We start from the raw sequence: 23,171 nt of genomic DNA, 5'->3' as shown, positions 1-23,171 counted from the left end.
ACAGCTATTCCGCGCCAAGCGCGCGCTTCACATTCGCCGTCCAGCCCAGAAAGAACTGGCCATCAAGGTCGATTGCCGGGCGCTTCATGAGCGCCGGTTTTGCCGCCAGCATCTCGACCGGCGGCGCGGCACGTTCTTCCTCGGACATGCCGCGCCAGGTCAGGCTGGCGCGATTCACCAGCTTTTCGCCGAAATTATCCAGCATTTGCTGCCATTCTGCCGGGCTTAGCGGATCAGCCTTTACATCGCGGAAATCGATCTGCCAGCCGACGCCTTCCAGCGCAGCGCGGGCCTTCTGGACTGTCGAGCAATAGTCGAGGCCGTAGATTTTCAATCGTTTAGCCATGGCGATCAGACAAACGGAACCAGCGGAACGCCGCAGGCGGCGAGGGTCAGTACAGCGGCTAAGGCAATCAGAATTCTCATTCATTCCTCCATGTTTTGGGGCGTTATGGCTGCCCTGCCCCGACCCGTCCAGTCAGGAATGATGAATTGCCGCCTTCAGTCGCCGCAGGCCCAGCCAGGCCAATCCGACCACGACGGGCGTCGCCAGTGCCATCAGCACCGTCTTGTCGATCCCGGCGGATGCCGCCAACGGCGCCAGCAAATAGCCCAGCAGACCCACCGCATAATAGCTGATCGCGACCACCGACAGGCCTTCGACCGTGTGTTGCAGGCGCAGCTGCAATTCGGCGCGGTGATCCATGCGTTCCAGCAGTTGCTGGTTCTGGCCGCTGCGTTCGACCTCGATCCGGGTGCGCAGCAACTCTCCGGCGCGGCTGGTGCGTTCCAGCATCTGGTTCAGCCGTGCCTCTGTCGATTTGACCGTGCGCATCGCCGGGTCATAGCGGCGGGTCAGAAATTCGCCCAATAACTGCCTGTCTTTAAAGCGTTCTTCCCGCAATGCGCGCACGCGATCCATGGCGATCGCTTCGTAAGCGCGGGTGGCGCCAAAGCGGAAAGCGGTCTGCGTGGCCAGCGATTCCAGCTTTGCGGCGACCGACAGCAGCCGATGCAGCGTGGTTTCGGCCGGGCCGTTTTCCATCTCTCCCGCCATGGCGGCCAGTTCGGGTTCCAGCGCGTTCAGCCGCTCTGACAGCATGCGGGCACGTTCCAGGCCCAGCATGGACATGGCGCGATAGGTCTCGATCTCGCAAAGGCGTTGAATGATGCGACCGGTGCGTCCCGATCCCAGATCCGGGCGCACGAAGACGGCAAAGCGCATCCAGCCATCCGGGTCGATGCGGAAATCCGAGGCGACGAGCGCCGATTTGTCCAGCACCCAGAAGGTGGCGAGGCTGTCGACGCTGAACCAACCGGCAAGTTCACTTTCGACGCCGGATTGGTCTTCGGGCATCTGCTCGACCCGGACCATCATCGCCGTCACCCGACGACCCGGTGCATTGGTCTGCCAGTCGGCGGCAAAAATGGCGGCCGCGCTTGGGTCGAAGTGCCGCGACGGCAGACCTTCGGCGATGGCGGTGTAGCTGACGAACTCTGTATGGCTTTCCCAGGTCACATCATATCGGCCAAGGCGCGCGGCGTAATGGCCGGCTTCCTCATCGGGGCGTGGCGCGCCGTGGCGGTGCGTCAACGCGGCAAGATGCGCGACATCAAGGCTGCGGTCGCGGGCGGCAGCTTCGCGCGGTTCCTTGAAGGCCAGATAAACTGCGTGGCACGGCGCCCGCACCCGCGGCGAGGGCCGTGTGTGCAGTTCGTTCACCAACGTGGTGCGCAGCGGGTGGTCAAGATTGCGATCCATGCCGGCACGTTAGCCGGGCGATTTCAAAGCACAAAGCGAGACGTGAGGGCAACCGCTCAAGCCCTCGTGAAGCGTGGCCGCATTGCACCGCCCTGCCCCAGCGGTCACAATACCGGCAAAGCGGCGAACGCATGAAAGGATGACGGATGCGGAGGGAATTCCTGAAACTGATGCTGGGCGGGGCCAGCCTGCTGGCGATTGCCAGTTGCTCGTCCACGGATCCCAAGTTCAAGACCTATTCCGGTCCGCCGGTCACCCGTATCGACCTGTTCAAGTCGAGCCGCGTGATGACCTTCTATTCCGGCACGACGCCAATCAAGTCCTATAATTTTGGCCTTGGGTTCGCTCCGGTCGGCAACAAGGAATATGAAGGCGACGGCAAGACGCCCGAGGGGCTGTATTACATCGACCGCCGCAACCCCAATTCGCGCTATCACCTCTCGGTCGGGATTTCCTATCCCAACGATGCCGATCGCGCCCGCGCACTGGCACAGGGCGTGCAGGTCGGCAGCGACATCTTCATCCACGGTCAGGGTCCTGAGGGCCGCGTCGCCACCAAGCGCGACTGGACGGCCGGCTGTATCGCCGTCACCGATGCCGAAATCGAGGACATCTATGCCATGGTTCCCGATGGCACGCCTATCATGATCTACGCGTAATGCGTTGAAAGAACAAAAAAAGGGCGGCGCCGAAGCGCCGCCCTTTTTCGTTGTTTTCCGCTGCCTTACTCGATCAAAGGCAGCAGCGCGTTCACCGAATCCTTGGCGTCGCCATAGAACATCCGGGTGTTTTCCTTGTAGAACAAGGGGTTCTCGATGCCCGAATAGCCGGTGCCCTGCCCGCGTTTGCTGACGAACACGTTCTTGGCCTTCCAGACCTCCAGCACCGGCATGCCGGCGATGGGGCTGTTCGGGTCTTCCTGCGCCGCCGGGTTCACGATGTCGTTCGAGCCGATGACGATGACCACGTCGGTCGAGGGGAAGTCCTCGTTGATCTCGTCCATTTCCATGACGATGTCATACGGCACCTTGGCCTCGGCCAGCAGCACGTTCATGTGGCCCGGCAGACGTCCAGCGACCGGGTGGATGGCAAAGCGGACCTCTTTGCCGGCGGCGCGCAGCTTGCGCGTCAGTTCCGACACCGGCCCCTGCGCCTGCGCCACCGCCATGCCATAGCCGGGCACGATAATGACGCTGTCAGCTTCGTTAAGGGCTGCGGCCACGCTGTCGGCGTCGATGGCGATCTGTTCGCCCTCGATCTCTGCCGCTGGCCCCGTGGTGCCGCCAAAGCCGCCCAGGATCACGCTGACGAAATTGCGGTTCATCGCCTTGCACATGATGTAGGACAGGATCGCACCCGACGAACCCACCAGCGCGCCCACCACGATCAGCAGGTCATTGCCCAGGGTAAAGCCGATCATTGCCGCGGCCCAGCCCGAATAGCTGTTCAGCATCGACACCACGACCGGCATGTCGGCCCCGCCGATGCCCATGATCAGGTGCCAGCCGATAAAGAACGCCAGCAGCGCGATCAGGATCAGCCAGAACGTGCCCGGACCGAAACCGGTGCAGTAAAGAATGGTGAACAGCAGCGACAGCCCGACTGCGGTCGCGTTCAGCATATGACCGCCCGGCAGTTTCTTGGGCTTGCCGTCGACCTTGCCCGCCAGCTTGCCATAAGCCACGACCGAGCCGGTGAAGGTCACCGCGCCGATGAAGATGCCGAGAGCCACCTCGATCTTCAGCATGGCGATTTCCTGCGCCGTCTTGTGGGCCAGCACAGCGGCAAAGCCGTCAAAGACCTGGTTGGCGTTTTCCCGCAGCAGTCGGGTGACGCGGCCCAGCTCGAACTGGGCGTTGAAGCCGACAAAGACCGCCGCCAGACCGACCAGCGAGTGCATGGCGGCGACCAGCTGCGGCATCTCGGTCATCTGGACGCGCTTGGCCACGACCCAGCCGATGGCGCCACCAATGGCGATCATCACCAGCGACAGCAGCCAGTTGCCGGCACCCGGCCCCAGCAGCGTTGCGACCACCGCCAACGTCATGCCGGCGATGCCGTACCAGACCGCGCGTTTCGCGCTTTCCTGGCCCGACAACCCGCCCAGCGACAGGATGAACAGCACCGCCGCCACCACATAGGCGGCCGTGGTGAAACCGAATTCAGGAAGTGCAGCCATCACATGCGCCGCAGCGGGATCGGAATTAACGACCACTTGCTCCATGGTGCCCTCCTTACGATTTCTGGAACATGGCGAGCATCCGGCGCGTGACCAGGAAGCCCCCGAAGATGTTGATGCCGGCCATCAGCACCGCCAGCATTGCCAGCAACACCACCAGCCAGCTGCCAGACCCGATCTGCATCAGCGCGCCGACGATGATGATGGACGAGATCGCGTTGGTGATCGCCATCAGCGGCGTGTGCAACGAATGGCTGACATTCCAGATCACCTGGAAGCCGACAAAGACGGCCAGAACGAAGACGATGAAATGCGACAGGAAGGATGCGGGCGCGAACAGGCCGACCAGCAGCATCACCGCCGCACCCACGGCCAGCAGCGTGACCTGGCTGCGGGTCTGGGCCTTGAAGGCGGCGACCTCGGCGGAGCGGCGTTCTTCGGGCGTCAGCTCCTTTTTCTTCTCCTTCGGCTTCTGCACCGCGATGGCGGCGATCTTGGGCGGCGGCGGCGGATAGGTGATGTCGCCGTCATGGGTGACGGTGGCACCCCGGATCACGTCGTCTTCCATGTTTTGCACGATCGCGCCGTCCTTGGCCGGCGTCAGATCGGTCAGGAAGTGGCGGATGTTGTTGCCGTACAGTTCAGAAGACTGCGCCGCCATCCGCGACGGGAAATCAGTATAGCCGATGATGGTGACGCCGTTTTCGGTGACGATCTTCTCGTCGGGCTGGGTCAGTTCGGCATTGCCGCCCTTTTCGGCGGCCAGGTCGACGATGACGCTGCCGGGCTTCATCGCCTCGATCATGTCCTTCGTCCACAGCACCGGCGCATCGCGGCCGGGGATCAGCGCCGTGGTGATGACGATGTCCATCTGCGGGGCCAGTTCGCGGAACTTCTCCAGCTGCTTTTCGCGGAACTCGGGGCTTGAGGGTGCTGCATAGCCGCCCGTGGCCGCGCCGTCCTGCTGCTGTTCGTCGAATTCCAGAAAGACGAACTCGGCCCCCATCGATTCGATTTGCTCGGCCACTTCGGGGCGAACGTCGAAGGCATAGACCTGCGCGCCCAGGCTGACCGCCGTGCCGATCGCGGCAAGCCCCGCGACCCCTGCCCCGACCACCAGAACCTTCGCCGGCGGCACCTTGCCCGCCGCCGTCACCTGTCCGGTGAAGAAACGGCCGAAATTGTTCGCGGCCTCGATCACCGCGCGATACCCGGCGATATTCGCCATGGAGGACAGCGCGTCCATCTTTTGCGCCCGGCTGATGCGCGGCACCATGTCCATGGCGATGGCAGTGACGCCCTGGGCGCGCGCGACCTCCAGCAATTCGGCGTTCTGGGCCGGATAGAAATAGGAAATCAGCGTCTGGCCCTCGTGCATCCGCTTGATCTCGGCGTCCTCGGGGGGGCGGACCTTCACCACCACGTCGACGGCTTCGGTCAGGGCCTTTGCCGTGGGGTGGACGATAACGCCCGCCGCCTCGTAATCGGCATCCGAGAAACCGGCCCGCGCACCGGCCCCGGTTTCGACATGCACCTCATGCCCCAGCTTCTTCAGATGCGCCGCCGAGGCGGGTGTCGCCGCCACCCGCGCTTCGCCATCCTGGCTTTCCTTCAATGCGCCAATTTTCATCGCCATCTCCCTCCGATGTCGGTCGGGGAATGTCTATCATCGCGAAATATTGTTTCACAAGTAACTGAGGCGATATCCGCTTATGAAAATGTATGGGCGAGTTCTGGAAATTTTCGATGCGGACAGCAAAAGGGCCACCTCACACACGGTGCAGTGGCCCCGATGGCGCAATTTGCGCCGTTGCTTCAGATCGTGCCGATCAGTTTGCGGGCGTGGTGGTGGTCGCCGGCGGCACGACGGTCGTGTCGGTCGCCGGGTCGGTCGTCGCGTCCGGCGTGGTGGCTTCTTCAATTGCCGTCACGGCGTCGCTGGCGGTGTCCTCGACAGCGGTCGCGGCGTCCGAGGCGGCTTCGCCGGCAGCCGTCGCCGCATCCGAGGCGGCGCCTTCGACCGCAGTCGCTGCATCGGAAGCGGTATCGGCCGCGGTGGTGGCGGCAGCATCGCCAGCGGCAACAGCGGCCTCGCCGGCGGCTTCTACCGCTTCGCCTGCGGCGCTGGCGGCATCGTCGGCAGCATCGGCGGCGGTGTCAGCAGCGGCGGCTGCGTCGTCAGCGGCTGCCTCGGCTTCGGCTTCGGCCTCGGCTTCTGCAGCGGGCTCAGCGGCCGGCTCGGCGGCGGGTGCGGTTTCAACCGGCGCGGTTTCGGCCGGCTCGGTCACGGCGGGCTCTTCGACCACAACGGGGTCATCGCTGCCCATGAAGCGGGTCAGCACGAAATAGGCAAGCGCCAAGGCCAGCAGGATGCCGATGATCAGCGGCAGCGGGGACGAACGCTTTTCGACCGGTTCGACATAGGTTTCGCGCACCGTAGTCTTGTTCGGATCGTTCGGATCATAATTGGCCATTTGGTTCTCCTTCAAAATGTCAGTCTGTCCCGCTCATCCACCGCCAGGTCCTCCCCATGCGGCTTGCGAGACAGCTATCTTGCGCTTAACTCGGGCGCGACGGGACAAGTTCCCATATCGAAAGCATTTTCCGGAAAGGAAAGATCATGAATCAGGTTCAGCCCAATCAGACCCCGCATCTGTTGGCGGATTATCGCCGATATCCCTTTGCGATCAGTCAGGTACGGCTGGACTTTGCCCTGGACCCCAAGGCGACCCGTGTTCGGGCAGAGATAGACATGACGCGCGAAGGTCCGGGCGATCTGGTGCTGGATATCGGCGCGGGCGTCGTGCTGGATGAATTGGCCGTGAACGGCGTGGCCCTGCCCGCCGGCGACTGGCAGCGCGAGGCAGAGCTGCTGACCATCACCGCCCCCCTGCCCGACAGCTTCACCCTGCAAAGCCAGGTCACCATCGACCCGTCGGCCAATACCGCTTTCGAGGGGCTGTATCTGTCAAACGGCATGTTCTGCACCCAATGCGAGGCCGAGGGCTTCCGACACATCACCCCCTATCCCGACCGCCCCGACGTGATGGCCCCGTTCGAGGTCACCATTCATTCCGATTTGCCGGTGCTGCTGTCGAACGGCAACCCGATCCGGCAAGAACCGGGGCTGGCCGTCTGGCATGACCCCTGGAAAAAGCCCGCCTATCTGTTCGCGCTTGTTGCGGGCGATCTGCGCGCCGTGTCCGACAAGTTCACCACCGCGTCCGGCCGGCCGGTTGATCTGAATGTCTGGGTCCGCCCCGGCGACGAAAACCGCGCCGGTTACGCGATGGAAAGCCTGATCCGGTCGATGAAATGGGATGAGGAGGCTTACGGGCGCGAATATGACCTCGACGTGTTCAACATCGTCGCCGTTGACGATTTCAACATGGGCGCGATGGAAAACAAGGGGTTGAACATCTTCAACTCGAAACTGGTGCTGGCCTCGCCCGAAACTGCGACCGATGGCGATTACGAACGGATCGAGGGCGTCATCGGCCACGAATATTTCCACAACTGGACCGGCAACCGCATCACCTGCCGCGATTGGTTCCAGCTGTGCCTGAAGGAAGGTCTGACGGTTTTCCGCGATCAGCAATTCACCAGCGACATGCGCAGCGCGCCGGTCAAGCGTATCAATGACGTGCTGACCCTGCGTTCGCGCCAGTTCCGCGAGGATCAGGGCCCGCTGGCCCATCCAGTGCGCCCGGATTCCTATATCGAGATCAACAACTTCTATACCGCCACCGTCTATGAAAAAGGTGCCGAGGTGATCGGCATGTTGAAAACTCTGGTCGGTGACGAAGGCTATCGCAAGTCGCTGGACCTGTATTTTGACCGCCATGACGGCGATGCCGCGACCATCGAGGATTGGTTGCAGGTCTTCGAAGACGCGACCGGGCGCGACCTGACCCAGTTCAAGCGCTGGTACACCGATGCCGGGACGCCGGTTCTGACCATGACCGAATCCTGGGATGCGGGCGCCGGCCAGCTGACGCTCAGCTTTGCGCAGATGACCCCGCCCACACCGGGCCAGAAGGACAAGCCGGCGCGCGTCATTCCGATCGCGGTGGGCCTGCTGTCGCCCAATGGCGACGAGGTGGTGCCGACGACGGTGCTGGAAATGACCGAGGCCGCGCAGGACTTCACTTTCGACGGGCTTGCGTCACGTCCGGTCGTCTCGGCGCTGCGCGGGTTTTCGGCCCCGGTGGTGCTGAAGCGCGATCTTGCGCCCTCTGACCGGGCCTTCCTGCTGGCCCATGACACCGACCCCTTCGCACGCTGGGAAGCCGCGCGCGATCTGGCGCGGGGCACCCTGCTGGCGATGCTTGACGGTGCCGCGCCAGAACCCGAATACCTGTCCGCCATTGGGCGACTTCTCGCCGATCCGGCACTGGATCCCGCCTATCGCGCGCTGTGCCTGAAACTGCCCTCGGACGAGGAAATCGCCACCGCTATCGCCGATGCCGGCTCGGTCCCCGACCCCGACGCGATCCATGCCGCGCGAGAGGCGCTGGCGACCGAAATCGCCCGCACGCATGAAGCCGCGCTGCGGGCGATCTATCGCGACAGCGCTGTGCCCGGCCCCTTCAGCCCGGATGCCGATGCCGCCGGCAAACGCGCGCTGCGGCTGGCCGCGCTTGGCCTTCTGAACCGCATCGACGGCGGCACCACGGCGGCCGCGCTTTATGCGGATGCCAACAACATGACCGAACGCGCCGCAGCGCTTGCGGCGCTGATCGCAGCCGGTCGTGGTGATGCCGAAGTCCAGGCGTTCTATAACGAATTCAAGGACGTACGTCTGGTTATCGACATGTGGTTCATGCTGCAGCCGTTGAACACCAGCCCCGAAAAAGCAGTCAGCGTGGCGCGCCACCTTGCGGCCAATCCGGCATTTGACTGGAAGAACCCTAACCGGTTCCGGGCGCTGATCGGCGGACTGTCGGCGAATCATGCCGCCTTCCATGCGGCCGATGGCTCTGGCTATGAGTTCCTGGCGGATTGGCTGCTGAAGATGGATCCGCTGAATCCGCAGATTGCCGCGCGCATGTCGGGGGCATTCGACAGCTGGCGCAAATACGATTCGGCCCGGCAGGACAAGGCGCGCGCCGCGCTCGACCGGATCCTTGCCGCGCCGAAGCTGTCGAAGAACCTCTCGGAAATGGTGACGCGGATCCGCAACGCTGCCTGACATCTTGCCTCCGTGCCCCCCTTGCGGGTTCGTACGGGGGCAAGATAATCTCACGGCATGAACAGCCAGCTGGACAATGCCCGCGACGAGATGCAGCAACGTCTCGACCCGCTTATAGCAGAGCGGGCGCCCTGGCTTTTTTCGGGTCGCCTGCACCACGACCTCGCCCGCAAGCTGTTGATGCGCATGCTGGGTTATCCCCGCACGCTGGACCTTGGCGCGCAGTTCCGCGACACCCCCACCGCCGAGATCTTCGCCCGGATGGAGCAGATGATCATCCGCGATCTGGAAGTTTCGGGGCTGGAACATATTCCAAAGGATGGGCCGGCGCTGATCGTGGCCAACCACCCGACCGGAATCGCCGACGGCGTGGTGATGTATTCGCTGATCGGCCGGGTCCGCCCGGACCTTTTCGTCTATACCAACCAGGACATTCTGCGCGTGCTACCGCAGCTGGAGGATCTGATCGTCCCCGTTGAATGGCGGCTGGAAAAGCGGACCCATGCCAAGACCCGCGCCACGATGGAACAGACCCGAGAGTGGCTGGCCAAGGACCGGATCGGGCTGATTTTCCCGTCCGGGCGGCTGGCCAAGCGGCGCGGGCTGACCCTGCACGAGCGGCCCTGGATGGCCTCGGCGGCGATGATCGCGCGCAAGATGGACGTGCCGGTGATTCCGCTGCGGATCCGGGCGCGCAACTCGATCCTGTTCTACCTGTTCGACGCTATCCACCCGACGCTGCGCGACGTGACGCTGTTCCACGAAGTTCTGAACAAGGCGGGCCAGCAATATCAGATCACGATAGGCGCGCCGGTTGCGGCGAAATCGCTGCCAGCCAAAAGCGACGAGGCGATCGAGATGCTGCGCCGAATCGTGCTGGCCCTGCCCGAGCCCGCCGATACCCGGCCGGTTTCGACCTCGCGGCTGGTCAAGCGGCGGATCATCAAACACGTCTGATCGTCGACTGCCGCAGGTATGAAAAAAGGGGGCCAAAAGGCCCCCTTTTCCGCATTTGGGATGCGCTTACTGAGCCGGCGCGGCAGGCGCTTCTGCAGCCGGTGCGGACTCGGCTGGGGCGGCGGCCGCGGCAGCTTCGGCCTTGGCGCGCAGCTCGTTGACCGAGGTTTCCAGCGCAGTGTAGCCGGCGGTAAAGCCTTTCAGCGACAGGCTCAGGTTCACCACAGCTTCCTTCGGCGCACCGTAAGGCAGCACGCTGACGGTGGCGGCATTGCCGCGCTTCAGCCCGCTCACTTCGTTTGCCGTCAGGCCGACGCGCGAAACGCAGCCAACCGGGGCGCAGAAATTGAACGGATAAGCCTTCGTCTCGCCCGAATCGATCTTCAGCTGGATGCCCTGCTGCAGATCGGTTTCCAGCGGCGACACCACGGTCGCACCGGCCGCTGCTTCGCCGCCATTCGCCAGCGGGATCAGGGTGATTTCGGCCACCGAGTTCCCCTGCCCGTCCTTCATGAGCTGATAAAGTTCGCAAGGATCGGCGTCGTTTTCGGTCTTGATGCAGCGCAGTTGCCAGGAATCGAAGGTTTCGCTGACGTAATAGGCGCCGACCTGCGGTTCGCCCGACGCTTCAGCCGCAGCGGGCGCATCCGTCGCCGCGGGGGCTTCCGCCGCTGCGGGGGCTTCTGCCGGTGCGGCGGGGGCTTCTGCCGGTGCGGCGGGGGCTTCTGCCGGTGCCGCTGCCGGAGCTTCGGCGGGCGCGGTCGTGGCCGGCGCATCGGGTGCCGCCGGTGCCGGGGTCTCGGTTGCGGTCTGCGCCATCAGCGGCGCTGCGCCCAGGACGAGAATCGCCGCCAGCGCCGTCGAGGTGATTTTCGGTGACATGCATGTCTCCTTCCGTGAATGCGGTCGCAGCACGGTTAGCACCTGCGCAGCCGAATGTCAGGGGCGAACGAAAAAACCGCTGTAACAGTTTTGTCACGAAGGATCGTGATAAAATACATCGTAATTTATTGATGTAGAACAAAAAAAGGGCCACGCGAACGTGACCCTTCTCTCCCCGCCGGACTGGTCGGTCATCGTGATTGATCGGACGGTAATGTGACGGAACCCCGCCCGTCAACTGTCCTTTCGGATAGATGCGAACCGATCGAAAACGAAAAAAGCCGCGCCCGAGGGCGCGGCAGTCCAACAGGGAGGAAGTGTTCAGGATGGGGTCACAGACCCCGTGAACACCCCCAGTCTGGCACAAATTAATTAACTTAGTATTGTCTTTCCGCGCGAGAGTTGCGCGTTTCGGCAAAAAAGCACCACTGAGGGCCCCGAATGAACGTAATCGACCTGAACAATGGCAGTATCTTCGTAGGCGGCGCGGGTGCGAATTATGCCGAACCTGAAAATCTGCTTATGAAATACGCCAATAGTCACGGCCTGATCGCCGGCGCGACCGGCACCGGCAAGACGGTCACCTTGCAGACCCTGGCCGAATCACTGTCGCAAGCGGGGGTTCCGGTCTTTCTGGCGGATGTGAAAGGTGATCTCGCGGGTATGGCCAAGGCGGGTGCGCCGGACGGAAAGCTGCATGATGCCTTCACCAAGCGCGCAACCCAGATTGGCGTCGACCTGGAGTATCAGACATATCCGGTCACCTTCTGGGATGTTTTCGGCCAGAAAGGCCACCCGGTGCGCACCACGCCGGCCGAGATGGGGCCGCTGCTGCTGGCCCGGCTGCTGAATCTGACCGATGTGCAGGAAGGTGTGCTGAACATCGCCTTTCGCGTTGCCGACGAACAGGGGTTGGCGCTGCTGGACCTGAAGGATCTTCAGGCGATGCTGGTCTGGGTCGGGCAGAACGCCTCTGAATTGTCGCTCAGCTACGGCAATATCAGCGCCGCCTCGGTCGGGGCGATTCAGCGCGCGCTGCTGGTGCTGGAGGGCGAAGGCGGCGACAAGCTGTTTGGCGAGCCGGCACTGCAACTTTCGGACATCATCCGGGTGGATGCGGCGGGCAAGGGCGTGGTCAATATCCTTGCTGCTGACAAGCTGATGAACGCGCCGCGCCTGTATTCGACTTTCCTGCTGTGGCTGCTGTCGGAATTGTTCGAACAACTGCCCGAGGTCGGCGACCCGGCCAAGCCGGTCTGCGCCTTCTTCTTCGACGAGGCGCATCTGCTGTTTGACGACGCCCCCAAGGCATTGATCGACAAGGTCGAGCAGGTGGCGCGGCTGATCCGGTCCAAGGGCGTCAGCGTCTGGTTCATCAGCCAGAACCCGACCGACGTGCCCGAGGACATCCTTGGCCAGCTGGGCAACCGCGTCCAGCATGCGCTGCGCGCCTTTACCGCCAAGGACCAAAAGGCATTGCGGCTGGCGGCAGAGAACTATCGCCCTAACCCCGAGTTCGACACGGCCGAGGCGATCCAGCAGGTCGGCACTGGCGAGGCGGTCACCTCTTTTCTGGAACCGAAGGGCGTGCCGGGGGTGGTGATGCGCACGTTGATCCGCCCGCCCTTCTCGCAACTGGGCCCCATCACCGAGGCAGAGCGCGCGGCAATCATGGCAGCTTCGCCCATGGCCGTGAAATACGATGCGCCGCTGGACCGTGAATCTGCATCGGAACTGCTGGCCAAGCGCGCCGCCGAAGCGGCGGCCGAGGCGCAACAGACCGCCACCCCGGCGCAGGGCGACGACGATCTCTGGGTCGTTGGCGGCAAGCCGGATGAGAAATTCACCCGCGCCCGCCGCTATGATCCCAAGCTGACTATTCCCGCCGACAGCACGGGGACAGGCAGCAGATCCGGGCGCAAGACAACGACCCGTCGCAGCTCCAGCAGTGATTCCGTGCTGGAGACCTTTGGCAAAAGCGTTGCGCGCGAACTCGGACGCTCGGGGACGCGGTCGATCATGCGCGGCGTGCTGGGCGGGCTTTTCCGCGGCCGCTGAAGGCAATGACGTTGCCCGCAGCCAGGGGCCCCATCTCTGCCTGAAGGCGCATTTCGGCCAGAAGTGCGATGATCAGCCGCACATGGCGGTGCATATCGTAATCGGCGCGGCCCTCGCGGCGCGCGGAATCGGCCGCGCTTTCGGCTGCGCGCAGCATCCGCAACGCCGCCGGATTCGAAGGCAGCGTCTCGCGACCCAGCAACCGCGGCAGGTCGCGGTCCCGCCGCCATCCCGCCTGCCCGGCCCTTGCCGCACGAATCAGCGTGGCCGGTCGGCGCAGCGGTGCCTGTGCCGATGCGAGGTCAAAGATTGCGGGGTCGGTCATGAAGCTCATCGCGGATCCTCCTGGGCGGTGATGACGCGACAAGATTCACACAACTTTAACGTGCGTTGCCGGAATCGCATGAGCAACGTCCGACCTAGAAGGAAATCTTTAGGGATTGTTAGGAAATATGCAGTTCTGCTTAACCTTAACCTGTCCCAAACGACAGGTTTGACCAATAGCGGGCCGCTTCGCTGCCGAAGTGCCCGCCAGAGACAAGGGACGAATATGACCATTTTGACGCCAGATTTCGGTATGGCCGGCGCGGTCCTTCCCAAGGCGCTTGGGGGCGCGACGGCGGGACCGGTGCTGGCACCCTCCGAAGCAGCCATCGACGATAGTCTGACCGAAGATGCCCGGCTGTATCTGCGCCATGTCGAGGGCGGTGAATCGATCCGCGCAATCGCGCGAGAGGCCGGCTGCCACGCCTCGACCATCCTGCGCCGCATCCGCCGTTTTGAATGCCGTCGCGACGATCCGCTGGTCGACGGGGCGTTGCAGAACATCGGCGCGGCGTCTCTGCCCCAACGCAGCGACCGCAGCAATCAGGATCAGGCCCGTCGGGTGCTGCGCCGTCTGGCCGAGCCGGGGGCCGAATTGGTGGTGGCCTCGGGGATGGAAAAGGCAATCGTGACCCGCGGCGAAGTCCGCACCGCCATTGTTGAACGTCGCCTGGCCGAATCCTTTGCCCTTAACGGATGGGTCGAACAGATCACGCAGGGCGCGCGGATGAATCGTTATCGGCTGTCTGTCGCGGGCCGGGCGGCCCTGCGTCGGCTGGGTGCCGGCGAAGGCGGGCTGCCGCGCGCCAGCGACTTCGCCAATGCCCGACCAGTCCAGGCAGAGACACAGGCACCGGGAATGGCAGAGCCGGCAGCCACATTCGATCACGCTGATCAGCATCGTGTCTGGGGCAGCCGCGCCCTGCCCGATACCGAGGACGGCAAGCCGCGCCGCATGCGCGTCAATCTGGCCGAAAGCCCGCTGCAACTGCTGGCCCGTCGGCGCGACAGCAAAGGCAACCCGTTTCTCGACGCCGAACTCGTATCCGCCGGCGAGCGACTGCGCGAGGATTTTGAGACCGCCCAGATGGGGCCGCGGGTGACCCAGAACTGGGACCGCTTCATGACCTCGGGTATAGATGAATCGATGCGCGGCGAGCGGCAACTGGGCGGATCGGACCGCGCTCGCGCCCGCGTGGCCGAAGCCCTGCGCGAGCTTGGCCCCGGCATGGGCGATCTGGTCCTGCGCGTTTGCTGCTTTCTCGAAGGGCTGGAAATGACCGAGCGTCGTCTGGGCTGGTCTGCCCGTTCTGGCAAGGTGGTGCTGAAGCTGGCGCTGGAACGGCTGGCGCGGCACTATGCCGACCGCTACGGCCCCGGCGGCCCGCTGATCGGATAGTCCCGGAAGATGGGCCGTCCGCTGGGGCGGCCTTTTCATGAATGCAGTCACCGCTGCGCGCAGTCCTGAGTTTTGGCACCATCCGGCTGCATGGACGCCGCAACTATCGCGCATACCAGCCCTGACAGGGACGCCGTTGATAACGCGGCGGAAACGGATTAACTCTGGTCGCAATCCCGACGAGAGGCCGCCATGTCTGACCAGCCCCCTGCCCTTCGTGCCGCCGCCGCACGGGCCCGCCACCCTGAAAAGGCGCATCGCGCCGACCAGGCACAGCCGAAAAAGCCCGATTGGATCCGCGTGAAGGCACCGACCTCGCAGGGCTACAAGGACACGCGCGACATCCTGCGCGAAAACAAGCTGTCGACCGTCTGCGAAGAAGCCGGCTGCCCCAATGTCGGCGAATGCTGGAGCCAGGGTCACGCCACCATGATGATCATGGGCGAGATCTGTACCCGTGGCTGTTCCTTCTGCAACGTCATCACCGGCAAGCCCAGTTCGCTTGATCCGTTCGAGCCGGGCCGCGTTGCCCATGCGGTGCAGAAGCTGGGGCTGAACCACGTTGTCATCACCTCGGTCGATCGCGACGATCTGGACGATGGCGGCGCGGAACATTTCGCCCAGGTGATCCGTGCCATCCGTCACCGCTCTCCCGGCTCCACCATCGAGGTGCTGACGCCCGACTTCCTGAAATGCGGCCCCGAGGCGCTGGAAATCGTGGTCGAGGCCCGCCCGGACGTGTTCAACCACAACCTCGAAACCGTGCCCGGCCTTTACCCCACCGTGCGGCCCGGCGCGCGTTACTTCCACTCGCTGCGCCTGCTGCAGCGCGTGAAGGAACTCGATCCTTCGATGTTCACCAAATCGGGCATCATGGTCGGCTTGGGCGAAGACCGGCAGGGGGTCTTGCAGGTCATGGACGACATGCGCGCGGCCGACGTGGATTTCATGACCATCGGGCAATATCTGCAGCCGACGCCCAAACACCACCGGGTGGACCGCTTCGTCACGCCCGAAGAGTTCAAGGGCTATGAAAAATCGGCATTCGGCAAGGGCTTCCTGATGGTCTCGGCGACGCCGCTGACCCGGTCCAGCTATCACGCCGGTGACGATTTCGCGCAACTGCGCGAGGCGCGGCTGACAAAGCTGGGCCGCGCCTGACGCCGGGCGTCAGCATTCTTGTCAACATTCCCGGCACCCCCTTGCCGCCGGGCGCAAACCCCGCTATCGCTTCACCCGCATTGGCCCGAGTGGCGGAATGGTAGACGCAGCGGATTCAAAATCCGCCGACGCAAGTCATGTCGGTTCGAGTCCGACCTCGGGTACCAGCCAAGCGCGTGAGGAAATCACCATGGCGATTCGCGCCCTGCCCGCGCTTTCGGGCCTGATTTCACTGCTGGCGCTTGCCGGCTGCGGCGATCCTTCCGGTGATTATCCGGCGCTGCTGCCGACCGACCGGCTGCTGGCTGAACCCTCGATCCCCGGACATGCGGGCATTGCCGCGACAAGCCCCGATCAGGTGGTCTCTGACCTGACATCGGCAGGTGCGGCGCTGTCGGTCTCGCAATCCCAGGTGACGGCGGCAGATGTGACCGATGACGCCGCCCTTGCCGCGCGGGCCGAAGCGCTGCGCGCCAAGGCTGCGGCGCTGTCTGCTGAAACACCGGCCTGCCCCGACCCCACCAGCGCCGACTGCTAAGCCGACCCCGGACGACCTGCCCCGCCACCCGGCCAACAGGATCGGGCCGCAGGAAAGGGTCACGGATTCATCCCACGTCAAAAATGAAACGGGGGCGCCTGGCCCCCGTCTCGTTGTCAGTTCGATGGCGCGGTCAGACCGGGCGGCAGACCGCCCAATGGGTCCATGCCGCCCGATTGCGCCGGGGCCGCTGGTGCCGGCGCGTCGGTCGCGGGTGCCTCGGTCGCCGGGGCATCGCTCGGACCGCCGAAATTCGGCGGGCCGCCAAGCCCGCCCAGATCGCCGGCCGCAGGCGCAGGTGCGCCGCCCGGTGCGGCATCGGTCGCAGCGGGCGCGCCAAAGGGCGAACCGCCCAGACCGCCCAGGCCACCAAGCCCGCCGAAGCCGCCATCGCCGCCGCCCATCGGGATCTCGATCTTGACATCCTCGACGTTCACCGGCGCGCCTTTGTAGTGCATCACCAGACCCGGGAACATGATGACCACGGCGATCATCAGGATCTGGATGAACACGAAAGGCACCGCGCCCCAATAGATCTGGCTCGACTTGATGCCCTCGACCACCTTTCCCGTGACCCGGTCGGCATAGGCCGCGCGCGGTGCAACGGATCGCAGATAGAACAGCGCGAATCCAAAGGGCGGATGCATGAACGAGGTCTGCATGTTCACCCCCAGGATCACCCCGAACCAGATCAGATCGATCCCCAGACTTTCGGCGGCAGGCGCCAGCAGCGGAACGATGATGAAGGCCAGCTCGAAGAAATCGAGGAAGAAGGCCAGGAAGAAGACCAGCACCGACACCGCGATCAGGAAGCCGTATTCGCCCCCCGGCAACGAGGTCAGCAGGTGTTCCACCCAAAGATGCCCGTTTACCCCGTAGAAGGTCAGCGAGAAGACCCGCGCACCGATCAGGATGAACATCACAAAGGCCGACAGACGCGTGGTCGATGCCAGCGCCTGCTTGATCACGTCAAAGGTCAGCCGGCCCTTCATCGCCGACAGAACCAGCGCGCCGACGGCACCCATGGCGCCGCCCTCGGTGGGCGTGGCCCAACCCAGGAAGATCGTCCCCAGCACAAAGAACACCAGCGCCAGCGGCGGCACCAGAACGATGACGACCTGCTGAGCCAGACGGCTGGTCAGGTTGAAACCGTGTTCCCGCTGCCAGCTGAAGTCGATGACACCCGACAGGATGCGCATCAGCATGCTATAGACGACGAAGGCCAGAATCGCCGCGCCGAAGACGGTGGCGATCAGGGTGCCGGTGCGAACATTGGTCGAAACGCTGTTCATCGCGTCCAGCCCGTTGACCCAATGCAGGAAGAACCAACCGACGAAAGCACCGACCAGACCGGCGCCGACCTTGACCAGAAAGCGCCAGCCCTCCTTGTCGGTCATCGCCAGCAGATACATCGCCGCCACCGCAGCCGCCATGCCAAGGATATCGGCATTGGTGCCCTGGCTCGCCGACAGGTAATGATGCGCGGCATAGAAGATCACCCCGCCCACGACCAGCAGCACCAGCAGCGACACAACGCCCGAACCCAGCGTCCGCGCCTCTTTCGGAAGCGCCGGGACATAGGACGGCCGCACGATCGAGACGACGAAGATGTACAGCAGGTAAATGCCCGTCAGCACCAGACCGGGGATCAGCGCGCCCTTGTACATGTCGCCGACCGAACGGCCCAGCTGGTCGGCCATGACGATCAGCACCAGCGAGGGCGGAATGATCTGCGCCAGCGTGCCCGAGGCCGCGATCACGCCCGATGCCATCCGCCGGTCGTAACCATAGCGCAGCATGATCGGAAGCGAGATAAGCCCCATGGCGATGACCGAAGCCGCGACCACGCCGGTCGTTGCCGCCAGCAGCGCGCCCACGATGACCACCGCATAGGCCAGACCGCCGCGGACCGGACCGAACAGCTGCCCGATCGTGTCCAGAAGGTCTTCCGCCATGCCGGATTTCTCCAGCAGGATCCCCATGAAGGTAAAGAAGGGAATGGCAAGTAAGGTCTCGTTTGCCAGCACCCCCCACAGGCGGTCTGGCATGGTGCCAAGCAGGTTCCAGTCCAGATAGATGGAATCGGACAGCGGCGCCAGTTCGACGCCGATGACGAAGAACAGCAAGCCGTTCGCCGCCAGCGCAAAGGCGACGGGATAGCCGAACAACAGGAACAGGATCAGCGAGGCGAACATGATCGGCGCCATGTTCTGCGCAATAAGTTCCATCATGTGCGGTTCCCCCGGCCGTCATCCTTCGGCTGTGCCTCGGGTCCGCCGAATGCCGAATCGGCCATCAGGGCCGGGTCGATTTCCAGTGGCGCGTGGTGACCGGAATGCGCGTGCGGATCGGGGATCAGCCCCCGCATCACCGCGATCTTCTTGATGATCTCGGAAATCCCCTGAAAGAACAGCAGGATGAAACCGACCAGCAGCATCGCCTTTGCCGGCCACAGGATCAGCCCGCCGGCACTGGACGAGATCTCGCCGCGTTCAAAGGACCGCACGGTCCAAGGATACAGATAATATAGCATCAGGATCACGAAGGGCATCAGGAACAGGACGCTTCCGATCAGGTCGATCCAGTGCTGCACCTTGCGCGACCACATCCCGTAAACCAGATCGATGCGGATATGTTCGTTTTCCAGCAGCGTATAGGCGGCGGCGCCCAGAAAGGCGGCCCCGTACAAATACCACTGCAATTCCAGCCACATGTTCGACGAGGTGTTGAACACCTTGCGCACGATGGCGTTGCCGGCGCTGACCAGCACCGCCAGCAGGATCAGCCAGGACACCGCCTTGCCGATCGTCGTGTTAACGCGGTCGATGCCGCGCGACAGGGCTAATAGCCCATTCATGAAGATCCCTCCCCTTGCGGCGCGCCTTGTCTTTCACATGTCATCTGCATGTGTTCGGCGCGCGCGAACATTTCGTTTTGTAACCTGCCGCCGCGTCCGATCAACCCCCAAGGCTGGAAAATCGCCGCTATGCCGCAATTGCTTCGCTGCACCGCCGCAAGGTTGACCCGACGTCCTCGGCCTGCGGCGTAACATCACTTGCCAGACGGTTCGTTTTGCATAACGTTACGCCATTCCGGCGCCGAAAGAGCGCCCAACGAAAATGGGAGACTACGCCATGACCAAATTCCTGATGACGACGGCGCTTGCGCTGTCCTTTGCGCTGCCGTCGCTTGCTGCCAGCGTGCCAGAAGGAACGAAACTGGCCGAAAAACAAGAATATAACTTCTGGTTGCTCGACGCGATCAAGTCCACGGACCCGGCGAAAAACACCGATGTCGAAGGCTCGGATGTGCTGCGCCAGCTGTTCGAAGGCCTCTATAACGAGGACGGCACCGGTGCGATGGTTCCCGGCGTTGCCTCTGATTACACGCTGTCCGATGACAAGCTGACCTACACGTTCAAGCTGCGCCCGGAAGCCAAGTGGTCGAACGGTGATCCCGTGACCGCCAATGATTTCGTCTATGGCTGGCGCCGCGTCGCCGACCCGGCCACCGCATCCGAATATGCGTGGTTCATCGAGCTGATGAACATCGAAAACGCCACCGCCGTGGTGAAGGGCGAGATGACGCCCGACCAGCTGGGCGTCAAGGCTGTTGACGATCACACGCTGGAAGTGAAGCTGACGACCCCCACCCCCTATCTGATCAAGACGCTGGCCCATACCTCGACCTTCCCGGCCAACCAGAAGGTGATCGAGGCCGAAGGCGACGCCTGGACCCAGCCCGGCAAGCTGGTCGGCAACGGTGCCTATACGCTGACGGGGCACAATCTTGGCGTGGATATCACGCTGGAAAAGAACGACAATTACTGGGATGCCGCCAATACCGTCATCACCAAGGCGACCGGCATCACCGTCAATGACATCAATATCGGCCTGACCCGCTATCAATCGGGCGAGCTGGACCGCGTGGACATCCCGGCCGGCCAGTATCCGCGTCTGGAAGCGGAATCCCCGGACGAGGCAACCTCGACCCCCTATGCCTGCTCTTACGCCTATGTCTTCAACATCTCGGAAAAAGGCCCCGAGGCGCTGAAGGATGTGCGCGTGCGCAAGGCGCTTTCGCTGGCGGTGAACCGCGACGTGATCGTCGACAAGGTGCTGCAAGGCGGCCAAAAGCCGGCCTGGACCTGGTCGCATTGGGCGATCGAGGGCTTTGAAGCCCCCGAAAACGCCGATCAGGCCAAGACCCAGGAAGAGCGGATCGAGGAAGCCAAGGCCCTGTTGGCCGAGGCAGGTTACGGTCCCGACAAGCCGCTGGACCTGACCATCCAGTACAACACCTCGGAAGATCACAAGAAGCTGGCGGTTGCCGTCCAGCAGTTCTGGAAGCAGCTGGGCGTCAATGTCACGCTGAACAACGTCGAATGGAAGGTGCACACCGACCGCCTGCAGAACCAGGACTTTGAAGTCGCGCGCTATGCCTGGTGCGGTGACTTCAACGAAGCCTCGACCTTCCTCGACTGGTTCCGCACCGATGGCTACAACTCGGGCAAATGGTCGAACGCGGAATACGACCAGCTGATGGCCGATGCGAAAACCGCCGCGGACACCAAGCCGATCTACAAGCGGGCCGAGGAAATCCTCGCCGAAGAAGCGCCCGCGGCATTCGTCTATCACTATGCCAACGCGGATATGATCAAGCCGGACGTCAAAGGGCTGCCGCTCGAAAACGTGATGAATACATGGTATCTTAAGGACATGTATCGCGTCGCCGAGTGACGCACGCGCCATTGATCACCCTGACGGGGGGCGCGGACATCGCGCCTCCCGTTTGACCTATTCACCCTTTCGGGTTACGGCCCGCCCTTTTTCGGGCGACCGCCCCAGAGGAAAAGACAGGCATGTTTGGCTTCATTCTTCGACGCATCGGCGTTGCGATTCCGACTCTGCTTCTGCTGATCGTCGCATCCTTCCTGCTGATGCATATGGCCCCCGGTGGCCCCTTTACGCAAGAACGCGCCCTGCCCCCGCAGGTTCTGGCGAATATCAACGCGAAATACGGACTGGACCAGCCGGTGCTGGTGCAGCTGTGGAACTACCTGTCCGGGGTCATATTCCATTTCGATTTCGGACCCAGCTTTGAATATCCCGACCGCACGGTGAACCAGGTGATTGCTGCCGGTTTCCCGGTGACGCTGACCTACGGGTTGATTTCGTTCCTGTTCGCGGTTCTGGTCGGCTGCGCGCTGGGAACGGCCGCGGCGATCCGGCACAACAGCTGGCTGGACTATCTGGCGGTCGGCATCTCCATCGGCGCGCAGGTGCTGCCGAACTTCGTGATGGCGCCGATCCTGGTGCTGTTGTTCACTTTCACTCTCGGCTGGCTGCCCGGCGGCGGCTGGAGCTGGTCTGACCCCAGCTTCTGGATCATGCCGGTGATCGCGCTTTCGACCTCTTACATGGCATCCATCGCGCGCATCACCCGCGCCTCCATGCTCGAGGTGCTCAGCTCCAACCACATCCGCACCGCCCGCGCCAAGGGCCTGCCGGAACGCAAGGTGATCCTGCGCCACGCGCTGAAACCGGCACTGCTGCCGGTGATTTCCTATCTGGGGCCGGCCTTCGTTTCGATGATTACCGGCTCGGTGGTGATCGACATGTATTTCTCGACCGGCGGGATCGGCAAATCCTTCGTCGATTCGGCGCTGAACCGCGATTACGCGGTGATGATGGGGGTCACGATCCTGATTGGCGCGCTGACGATCCTGTTCAGCCTTGTCGTCGACATCCTCTATGCGTGGATCGACCCGAAGATCAGGTATTAACGACATGACAATGATAGAACACGATAAAATCAAGGGCATGTCCGACCGCATGGCGCAGGCCGAGGTCAAGGGCCGCAGTCCCTGGGCCGATGCCCGCAAGCGCTTCTTCCGCAACCGTGCGGCCCTCGTGGCGCTGGTGGTGCTGCTGCTGGTCGGGCTGTTTGCGGCCTTCGGCAATACCGTCGCCGCCTGGTCGAACGAAGATATCGACTTCGAGGTCATGGGCTCTGCCGCGACACTGGGCGCGCCCTCGCTGGCCAACGGGCACTATTTCGGGACCGACGATCTTGGCCGCGACCTGTTCGCGCGCACCGTGCAGGGCACGCAGATCTCGCTGATGGTGGGCATCGTCGGCGCCTTCGTCGCGGTGGTCGTCGGCACGCTGTATGGCGCTACCTCGGGCTATATCGGCGGGCGCACCGATCAGATCATGATGCGGCTGGTCGATATCCTGATGTCGATCCCCTATATGTTCGTGCTGATCCTGCTGCTGGTGATGTTCGGCCGGTCAATCTCGATGCTGTTTCTGGGCATCGGGCTGATCTCCTGGCTGGAAATGTCGCGCATCGTGCGCGGCCAGACCCTGACCCTGAAAAACCGCGAATTCATCGAGGCCGCACGCGCCACCGGCGTTCCCACATGGAAGATCATCCTGCGCCATATCGTGCCCAACCTTCTGGGCGTGGTCGCGGTCTATGCGACGCTGCTGGTGCCGCTGATGATCCTGACCGAAAGCTTCATCAGCTTCCTCGGCCTTGGCGTGCAAGAGCCGCTGACGTCATGGGGTGCGCTGATTTCCGAAGGCGCAGGCACAATGCGCTACGGCACCATCTGGCAACTCGCCTTCCCGCTGGGGTTCTTCGTTGTGACCCTGTTCTCGTTCTTCTTCGTGGGGGACGGGTTGCGGGACGCGCTCGACCCGAAGGACCGCTGAT

The 23,171-nt window shown here is 63.3% G+C and carries 19 protein-coding genes and 1 tRNA gene; 11 read left to right on the top strand and 9 right to left on the bottom strand.

Going from position 1 to position 23,171, the window contains the following annotated elements; all coding sequences use genetic code 11:
- Positions 1-4: 4 nt before the first annotated feature.
- Both G7044_RS04890 and G7044_RS04885 read right to left on the bottom strand, forming a co-directional pair.
- Entirely contained in the window at positions 5-346 is a 342-nt protein-coding gene (locus tag G7044_RS04890) for an ArsC/Spx/MgsR family protein (protein ID WP_207630164.1), read from the bottom strand.
- Positions 347-478: 132 nt separating this feature from the next.
- Complete coding sequence (locus tag G7044_RS04885) at positions 479-1,762, bottom strand: DUF3422 family protein (RefSeq protein ID WP_166326544.1); 1,284 nt, start codon at positions 1,760-1,762, stop codon at positions 479-481.
- Positions 1,763-1,908: 146 nt separating this feature from the next.
- Here G7044_RS04885 and G7044_RS04880 point away from each other — a divergent pair, with 146 nt between their 5' ends.
- Positions 1,909-2,421, top strand: a complete 513-nt coding sequence (locus G7044_RS04880; RefSeq protein WP_166326542.1) for a L,D-transpeptidase family protein — start codon at positions 1,909-1,911, stop codon at positions 2,419-2,421.
- Positions 2,422-2,486: 65 nt separating this feature from the next.
- Here the strand turns inward: G7044_RS04880 and G7044_RS04875 are convergent, their stop codons facing one another.
- The 3 genes from G7044_RS04875 to G7044_RS04865 form a co-directional block, all read right to left on the bottom strand.
- Entirely contained in the window at positions 2,487-3,941 is a 1,455-nt protein-coding gene (locus G7044_RS04875; RefSeq protein WP_166327386.1) for an NAD(P)(+) transhydrogenase (Re/Si-specific) subunit beta, read from the bottom strand.
- A 55-nt stretch (positions 3,942-3,996) separates the two neighbouring features.
- The gene (locus G7044_RS04870; protein ID WP_166327384.1) at positions 3,997-5,571 is read right to left on the bottom strand and encodes a Re/Si-specific NAD(P)(+) transhydrogenase subunit alpha; all 1,575 of its coding nucleotides are present in this window, start codon (positions 5,569-5,571) and stop codon (positions 3,997-3,999) included.
- A 199-nt stretch (positions 5,572-5,770) separates the two neighbouring features.
- Positions 5,771-6,415: a hypothetical protein gene (locus tag G7044_RS04865; protein ID WP_166326540.1), complete on the bottom strand. Its 645-nt coding sequence runs from the start codon at positions 6,413-6,415 to the stop codon at positions 5,771-5,773.
- A gap of 146 nt (positions 6,416-6,561) precedes the next feature.
- Here G7044_RS04865 and pepN point away from each other — a divergent pair, with 146 nt between their 5' ends.
- Positions 6,562-9,132, top strand: coding sequence for an aminopeptidase N (pepN, locus tag G7044_RS04860; RefSeq protein WP_166326538.1), 2,571 nt, complete (start codon positions 6,562-6,564; stop codon positions 9,130-9,132).
- A 57-nt stretch (positions 9,133-9,189) separates the two neighbouring features.
- The gene (locus tag G7044_RS04855; protein WP_235931132.1) at positions 9,190-10,089 is read left to right on the top strand and encodes a lysophospholipid acyltransferase family protein; all 900 of its coding nucleotides are present in this window, start codon (positions 9,190-9,192) and stop codon (positions 10,087-10,089) included.
- A gap of 66 nt (positions 10,090-10,155) precedes the next feature.
- Here the strand turns inward: G7044_RS04855 and G7044_RS04850 are convergent, their stop codons facing one another.
- On the bottom strand, positions 10,156-10,971 hold the full coding sequence (locus G7044_RS04850; RefSeq protein WP_166326536.1) for an invasion associated locus B family protein: 816 nt from the start codon (positions 10,969-10,971) through the stop codon (positions 10,156-10,158).
- Between the two features lie 441 nt (positions 10,972-11,412).
- Between G7044_RS04850 and G7044_RS04845 the strand changes: the two genes are divergently transcribed.
- Positions 11,413-13,029, top strand: a complete 1,617-nt coding sequence (locus tag G7044_RS04845) for a helicase HerA-like domain-containing protein (RefSeq protein WP_166326534.1) — start codon at positions 11,413-11,415, stop codon at positions 13,027-13,029.
- On the opposite strand, the gene G7044_RS04840 is transcribed toward G7044_RS04845, so the two are convergent.
- A complete protein-coding gene (locus G7044_RS04840) occupies positions 12,989-13,363 on the bottom strand; it encodes a DUF6477 family protein (RefSeq protein WP_207630163.1) in 375 nt (124 codons plus the stop codon). The two genes, G7044_RS04845 and G7044_RS04840, sit on opposite strands and share 41 nt — an antisense overlap.
- A 216-nt stretch (positions 13,364-13,579) precedes the next feature.
- Here G7044_RS04840 and G7044_RS04835 point away from each other — a divergent pair, with 216 nt between their 5' ends.
- The 4 genes from G7044_RS04835 (at position 13,580) to G7044_RS04820 (ending at position 16,451) form a co-directional block, all read left to right on the top strand.
- Positions 13,580-14,752 (top strand): DUF6456 domain-containing protein, encoded by a 1,173-nt coding sequence (locus G7044_RS04835; RefSeq protein WP_235931131.1) that lies wholly within the window; start codon positions 13,580-13,582, stop codon positions 14,750-14,752.
- A 192-nt stretch (positions 14,753-14,944) separates the two neighbouring features.
- Positions 14,945-15,913 (top strand): lipoyl synthase, encoded by a 969-nt coding sequence (gene lipA / locus G7044_RS04830; protein ID WP_166326532.1) that lies wholly within the window; start codon positions 14,945-14,947, stop codon positions 15,911-15,913.
- Between the two features lie 83 nt (positions 15,914-15,996).
- Positions 15,997-16,080 (top strand) — tRNA-Leu (locus tag G7044_RS04825).
- 23 nt (positions 16,081-16,103) lie between these two features.
- Positions 16,104-16,451, top strand: a complete 348-nt coding sequence (locus G7044_RS04820; RefSeq protein ID WP_166326530.1) for a hypothetical protein — start codon at positions 16,104-16,106, stop codon at positions 16,449-16,451.
- Between the two features lie 116 nt (positions 16,452-16,567).
- Here the strand turns inward: G7044_RS04820 and G7044_RS17940 are convergent, their stop codons facing one another.
- The gene (locus G7044_RS17940; protein ID WP_235931130.1) at positions 16,568-18,682 is read right to left on the bottom strand and encodes a TRAP transporter large permease; all 2,115 of its coding nucleotides are present in this window, start codon (positions 18,680-18,682) and stop codon (positions 16,568-16,570) included.
- Entirely contained in the window at positions 18,679-19,308 is a 630-nt protein-coding gene (locus G7044_RS04810) for a TRAP transporter small permease subunit (protein ID WP_166326528.1), read from the bottom strand. Before G7044_RS04810 ends, G7044_RS17940 begins: the two co-directional genes overlap by 4 nt.
- A gap of 277 nt (positions 19,309-19,585) precedes the next feature.
- Here G7044_RS04810 and G7044_RS04805 point away from each other — a divergent pair, with 277 nt between their 5' ends.
- From G7044_RS04805 to G7044_RS04795, 3 genes are all read left to right on the top strand, one after another.
- A complete protein-coding gene (locus tag G7044_RS04805) occupies positions 19,586-21,190 on the top strand; it encodes a peptide ABC transporter substrate-binding protein (RefSeq protein ID WP_166326526.1) in 1,605 nt (534 codons plus the stop codon).
- A 122-nt stretch (positions 21,191-21,312) separates the two neighbouring features.
- Positions 21,313-22,236, top strand: coding sequence for an oligopeptide ABC transporter permease OppB (gene oppB / locus G7044_RS04800; protein WP_166326524.1), 924 nt, complete (start codon positions 21,313-21,315; stop codon positions 22,234-22,236).
- A 10-nt stretch (positions 22,237-22,246) separates the two neighbouring features.
- Complete coding sequence (locus tag G7044_RS04795) at positions 22,247-23,170, top strand: ABC transporter permease subunit (RefSeq protein WP_166326522.1); 924 nt, start codon at positions 22,247-22,249, stop codon at positions 23,168-23,170.
- The last annotated feature ends 1 nt before the right edge of the window (position 23,171 follow it).

The sequence above is a fragment of the Paracoccus xiamenensis genome (assembly GCF_011308835.1).
In the GTDB taxonomy this organism is placed as follows: domain Bacteria; phylum Pseudomonadota; class Alphaproteobacteria; order Rhodobacterales; family Rhodobacteraceae; genus Paracoccus; species Paracoccus xiamenensis.
The sequence above is the reverse complement of the archived record's forward strand: the minus strand, read 5'-3'. Positions and strand labels throughout refer to the sequence as shown.

Coding starts and splice junctions, on each gene's coding strand:
- G7044_RS04845 (WP_166326534.1), top strand. CDS start 11,413: ATGAACGTAATCGACCTGAACAATGGCAGTATCTTCGTAGGCGGCGCG.
- lipA (WP_166326532.1), top strand. CDS start 14,945: ATGTCTGACCAGCCCCCTGCCCTTCGTGCCGCCGCCGCACGGGCCCGC.
- G7044_RS04840 (WP_207630163.1), bottom strand. CDS start 13,363: ATGAGCTTCATGACCGACCCCGCAATCTTTGACCTCGCATCGGCACAG.
- G7044_RS04835 (WP_235931131.1), top strand. CDS start 13,580: ATGACCATTTTGACGCCAGATTTCGGTATGGCCGGCGCGGTCCTTCCC.
- G7044_RS04870 (WP_166327384.1), bottom strand. CDS start 5,571: ATGAAAATTGGCGCATTGAAGGAAAGCCAGGATGGCGAAGCGCGGGTG.
- G7044_RS17940 (WP_235931130.1), bottom strand. CDS start 18,682: ATGATGGAACTTATTGCGCAGAACATGGCGCCGATCATGTTCGCCTCG.
- G7044_RS04865 (WP_166326540.1), bottom strand. CDS start 6,415: ATGGCCAATTATGATCCGAACGATCCGAACAAGACTACGGTGCGCGAA.
- G7044_RS04855 (WP_235931132.1), top strand. CDS start 9,190: ATGAACAGCCAGCTGGACAATGCCCGCGACGAGATGCAGCAACGTCTC.
- G7044_RS04795 (WP_166326522.1), top strand. CDS start 22,247: ATGATAGAACACGATAAAATCAAGGGCATGTCCGACCGCATGGCGCAG.
- G7044_RS04875 (WP_166327386.1), bottom strand. CDS start 3,941: ATGGCTGCACTTCCTGAATTCGGTTTCACCACGGCCGCCTATGTGGTG.
- G7044_RS04880 (WP_166326542.1), top strand. CDS start 1,909: ATGCGGAGGGAATTCCTGAAACTGATGCTGGGCGGGGCCAGCCTGCTG.
- G7044_RS04890 (WP_207630164.1), bottom strand. CDS start 346: ATGGCTAAACGATTGAAAATCTACGGCCTCGACTATTGCTCGACAGTC.
- G7044_RS04810 (WP_166326528.1), bottom strand. CDS start 19,308: ATGAATGGGCTATTAGCCCTGTCGCGCGGCATCGACCGCGTTAACACG.
- G7044_RS04805 (WP_166326526.1), top strand. CDS start 19,586: ATGACCAAATTCCTGATGACGACGGCGCTTGCGCTGTCCTTTGCGCTG.
- G7044_RS04850 (WP_166326536.1), bottom strand. CDS start 10,971: ATGTCACCGAAAATCACCTCGACGGCGCTGGCGGCGATTCTCGTCCTG.
- pepN (WP_166326538.1), top strand. CDS start 6,562: ATGAATCAGGTTCAGCCCAATCAGACCCCGCATCTGTTGGCGGATTAT.
- G7044_RS04885 (WP_166326544.1), bottom strand. CDS start 1,762: ATGGATCGCAATCTTGACCACCCGCTGCGCACCACGTTGGTGAACGAA.
- oppB (WP_166326524.1), top strand. CDS start 21,313: ATGTTTGGCTTCATTCTTCGACGCATCGGCGTTGCGATTCCGACTCTG.
- G7044_RS04820 (WP_166326530.1), top strand. CDS start 16,104: ATGGCGATTCGCGCCCTGCCCGCGCTTTCGGGCCTGATTTCACTGCTG.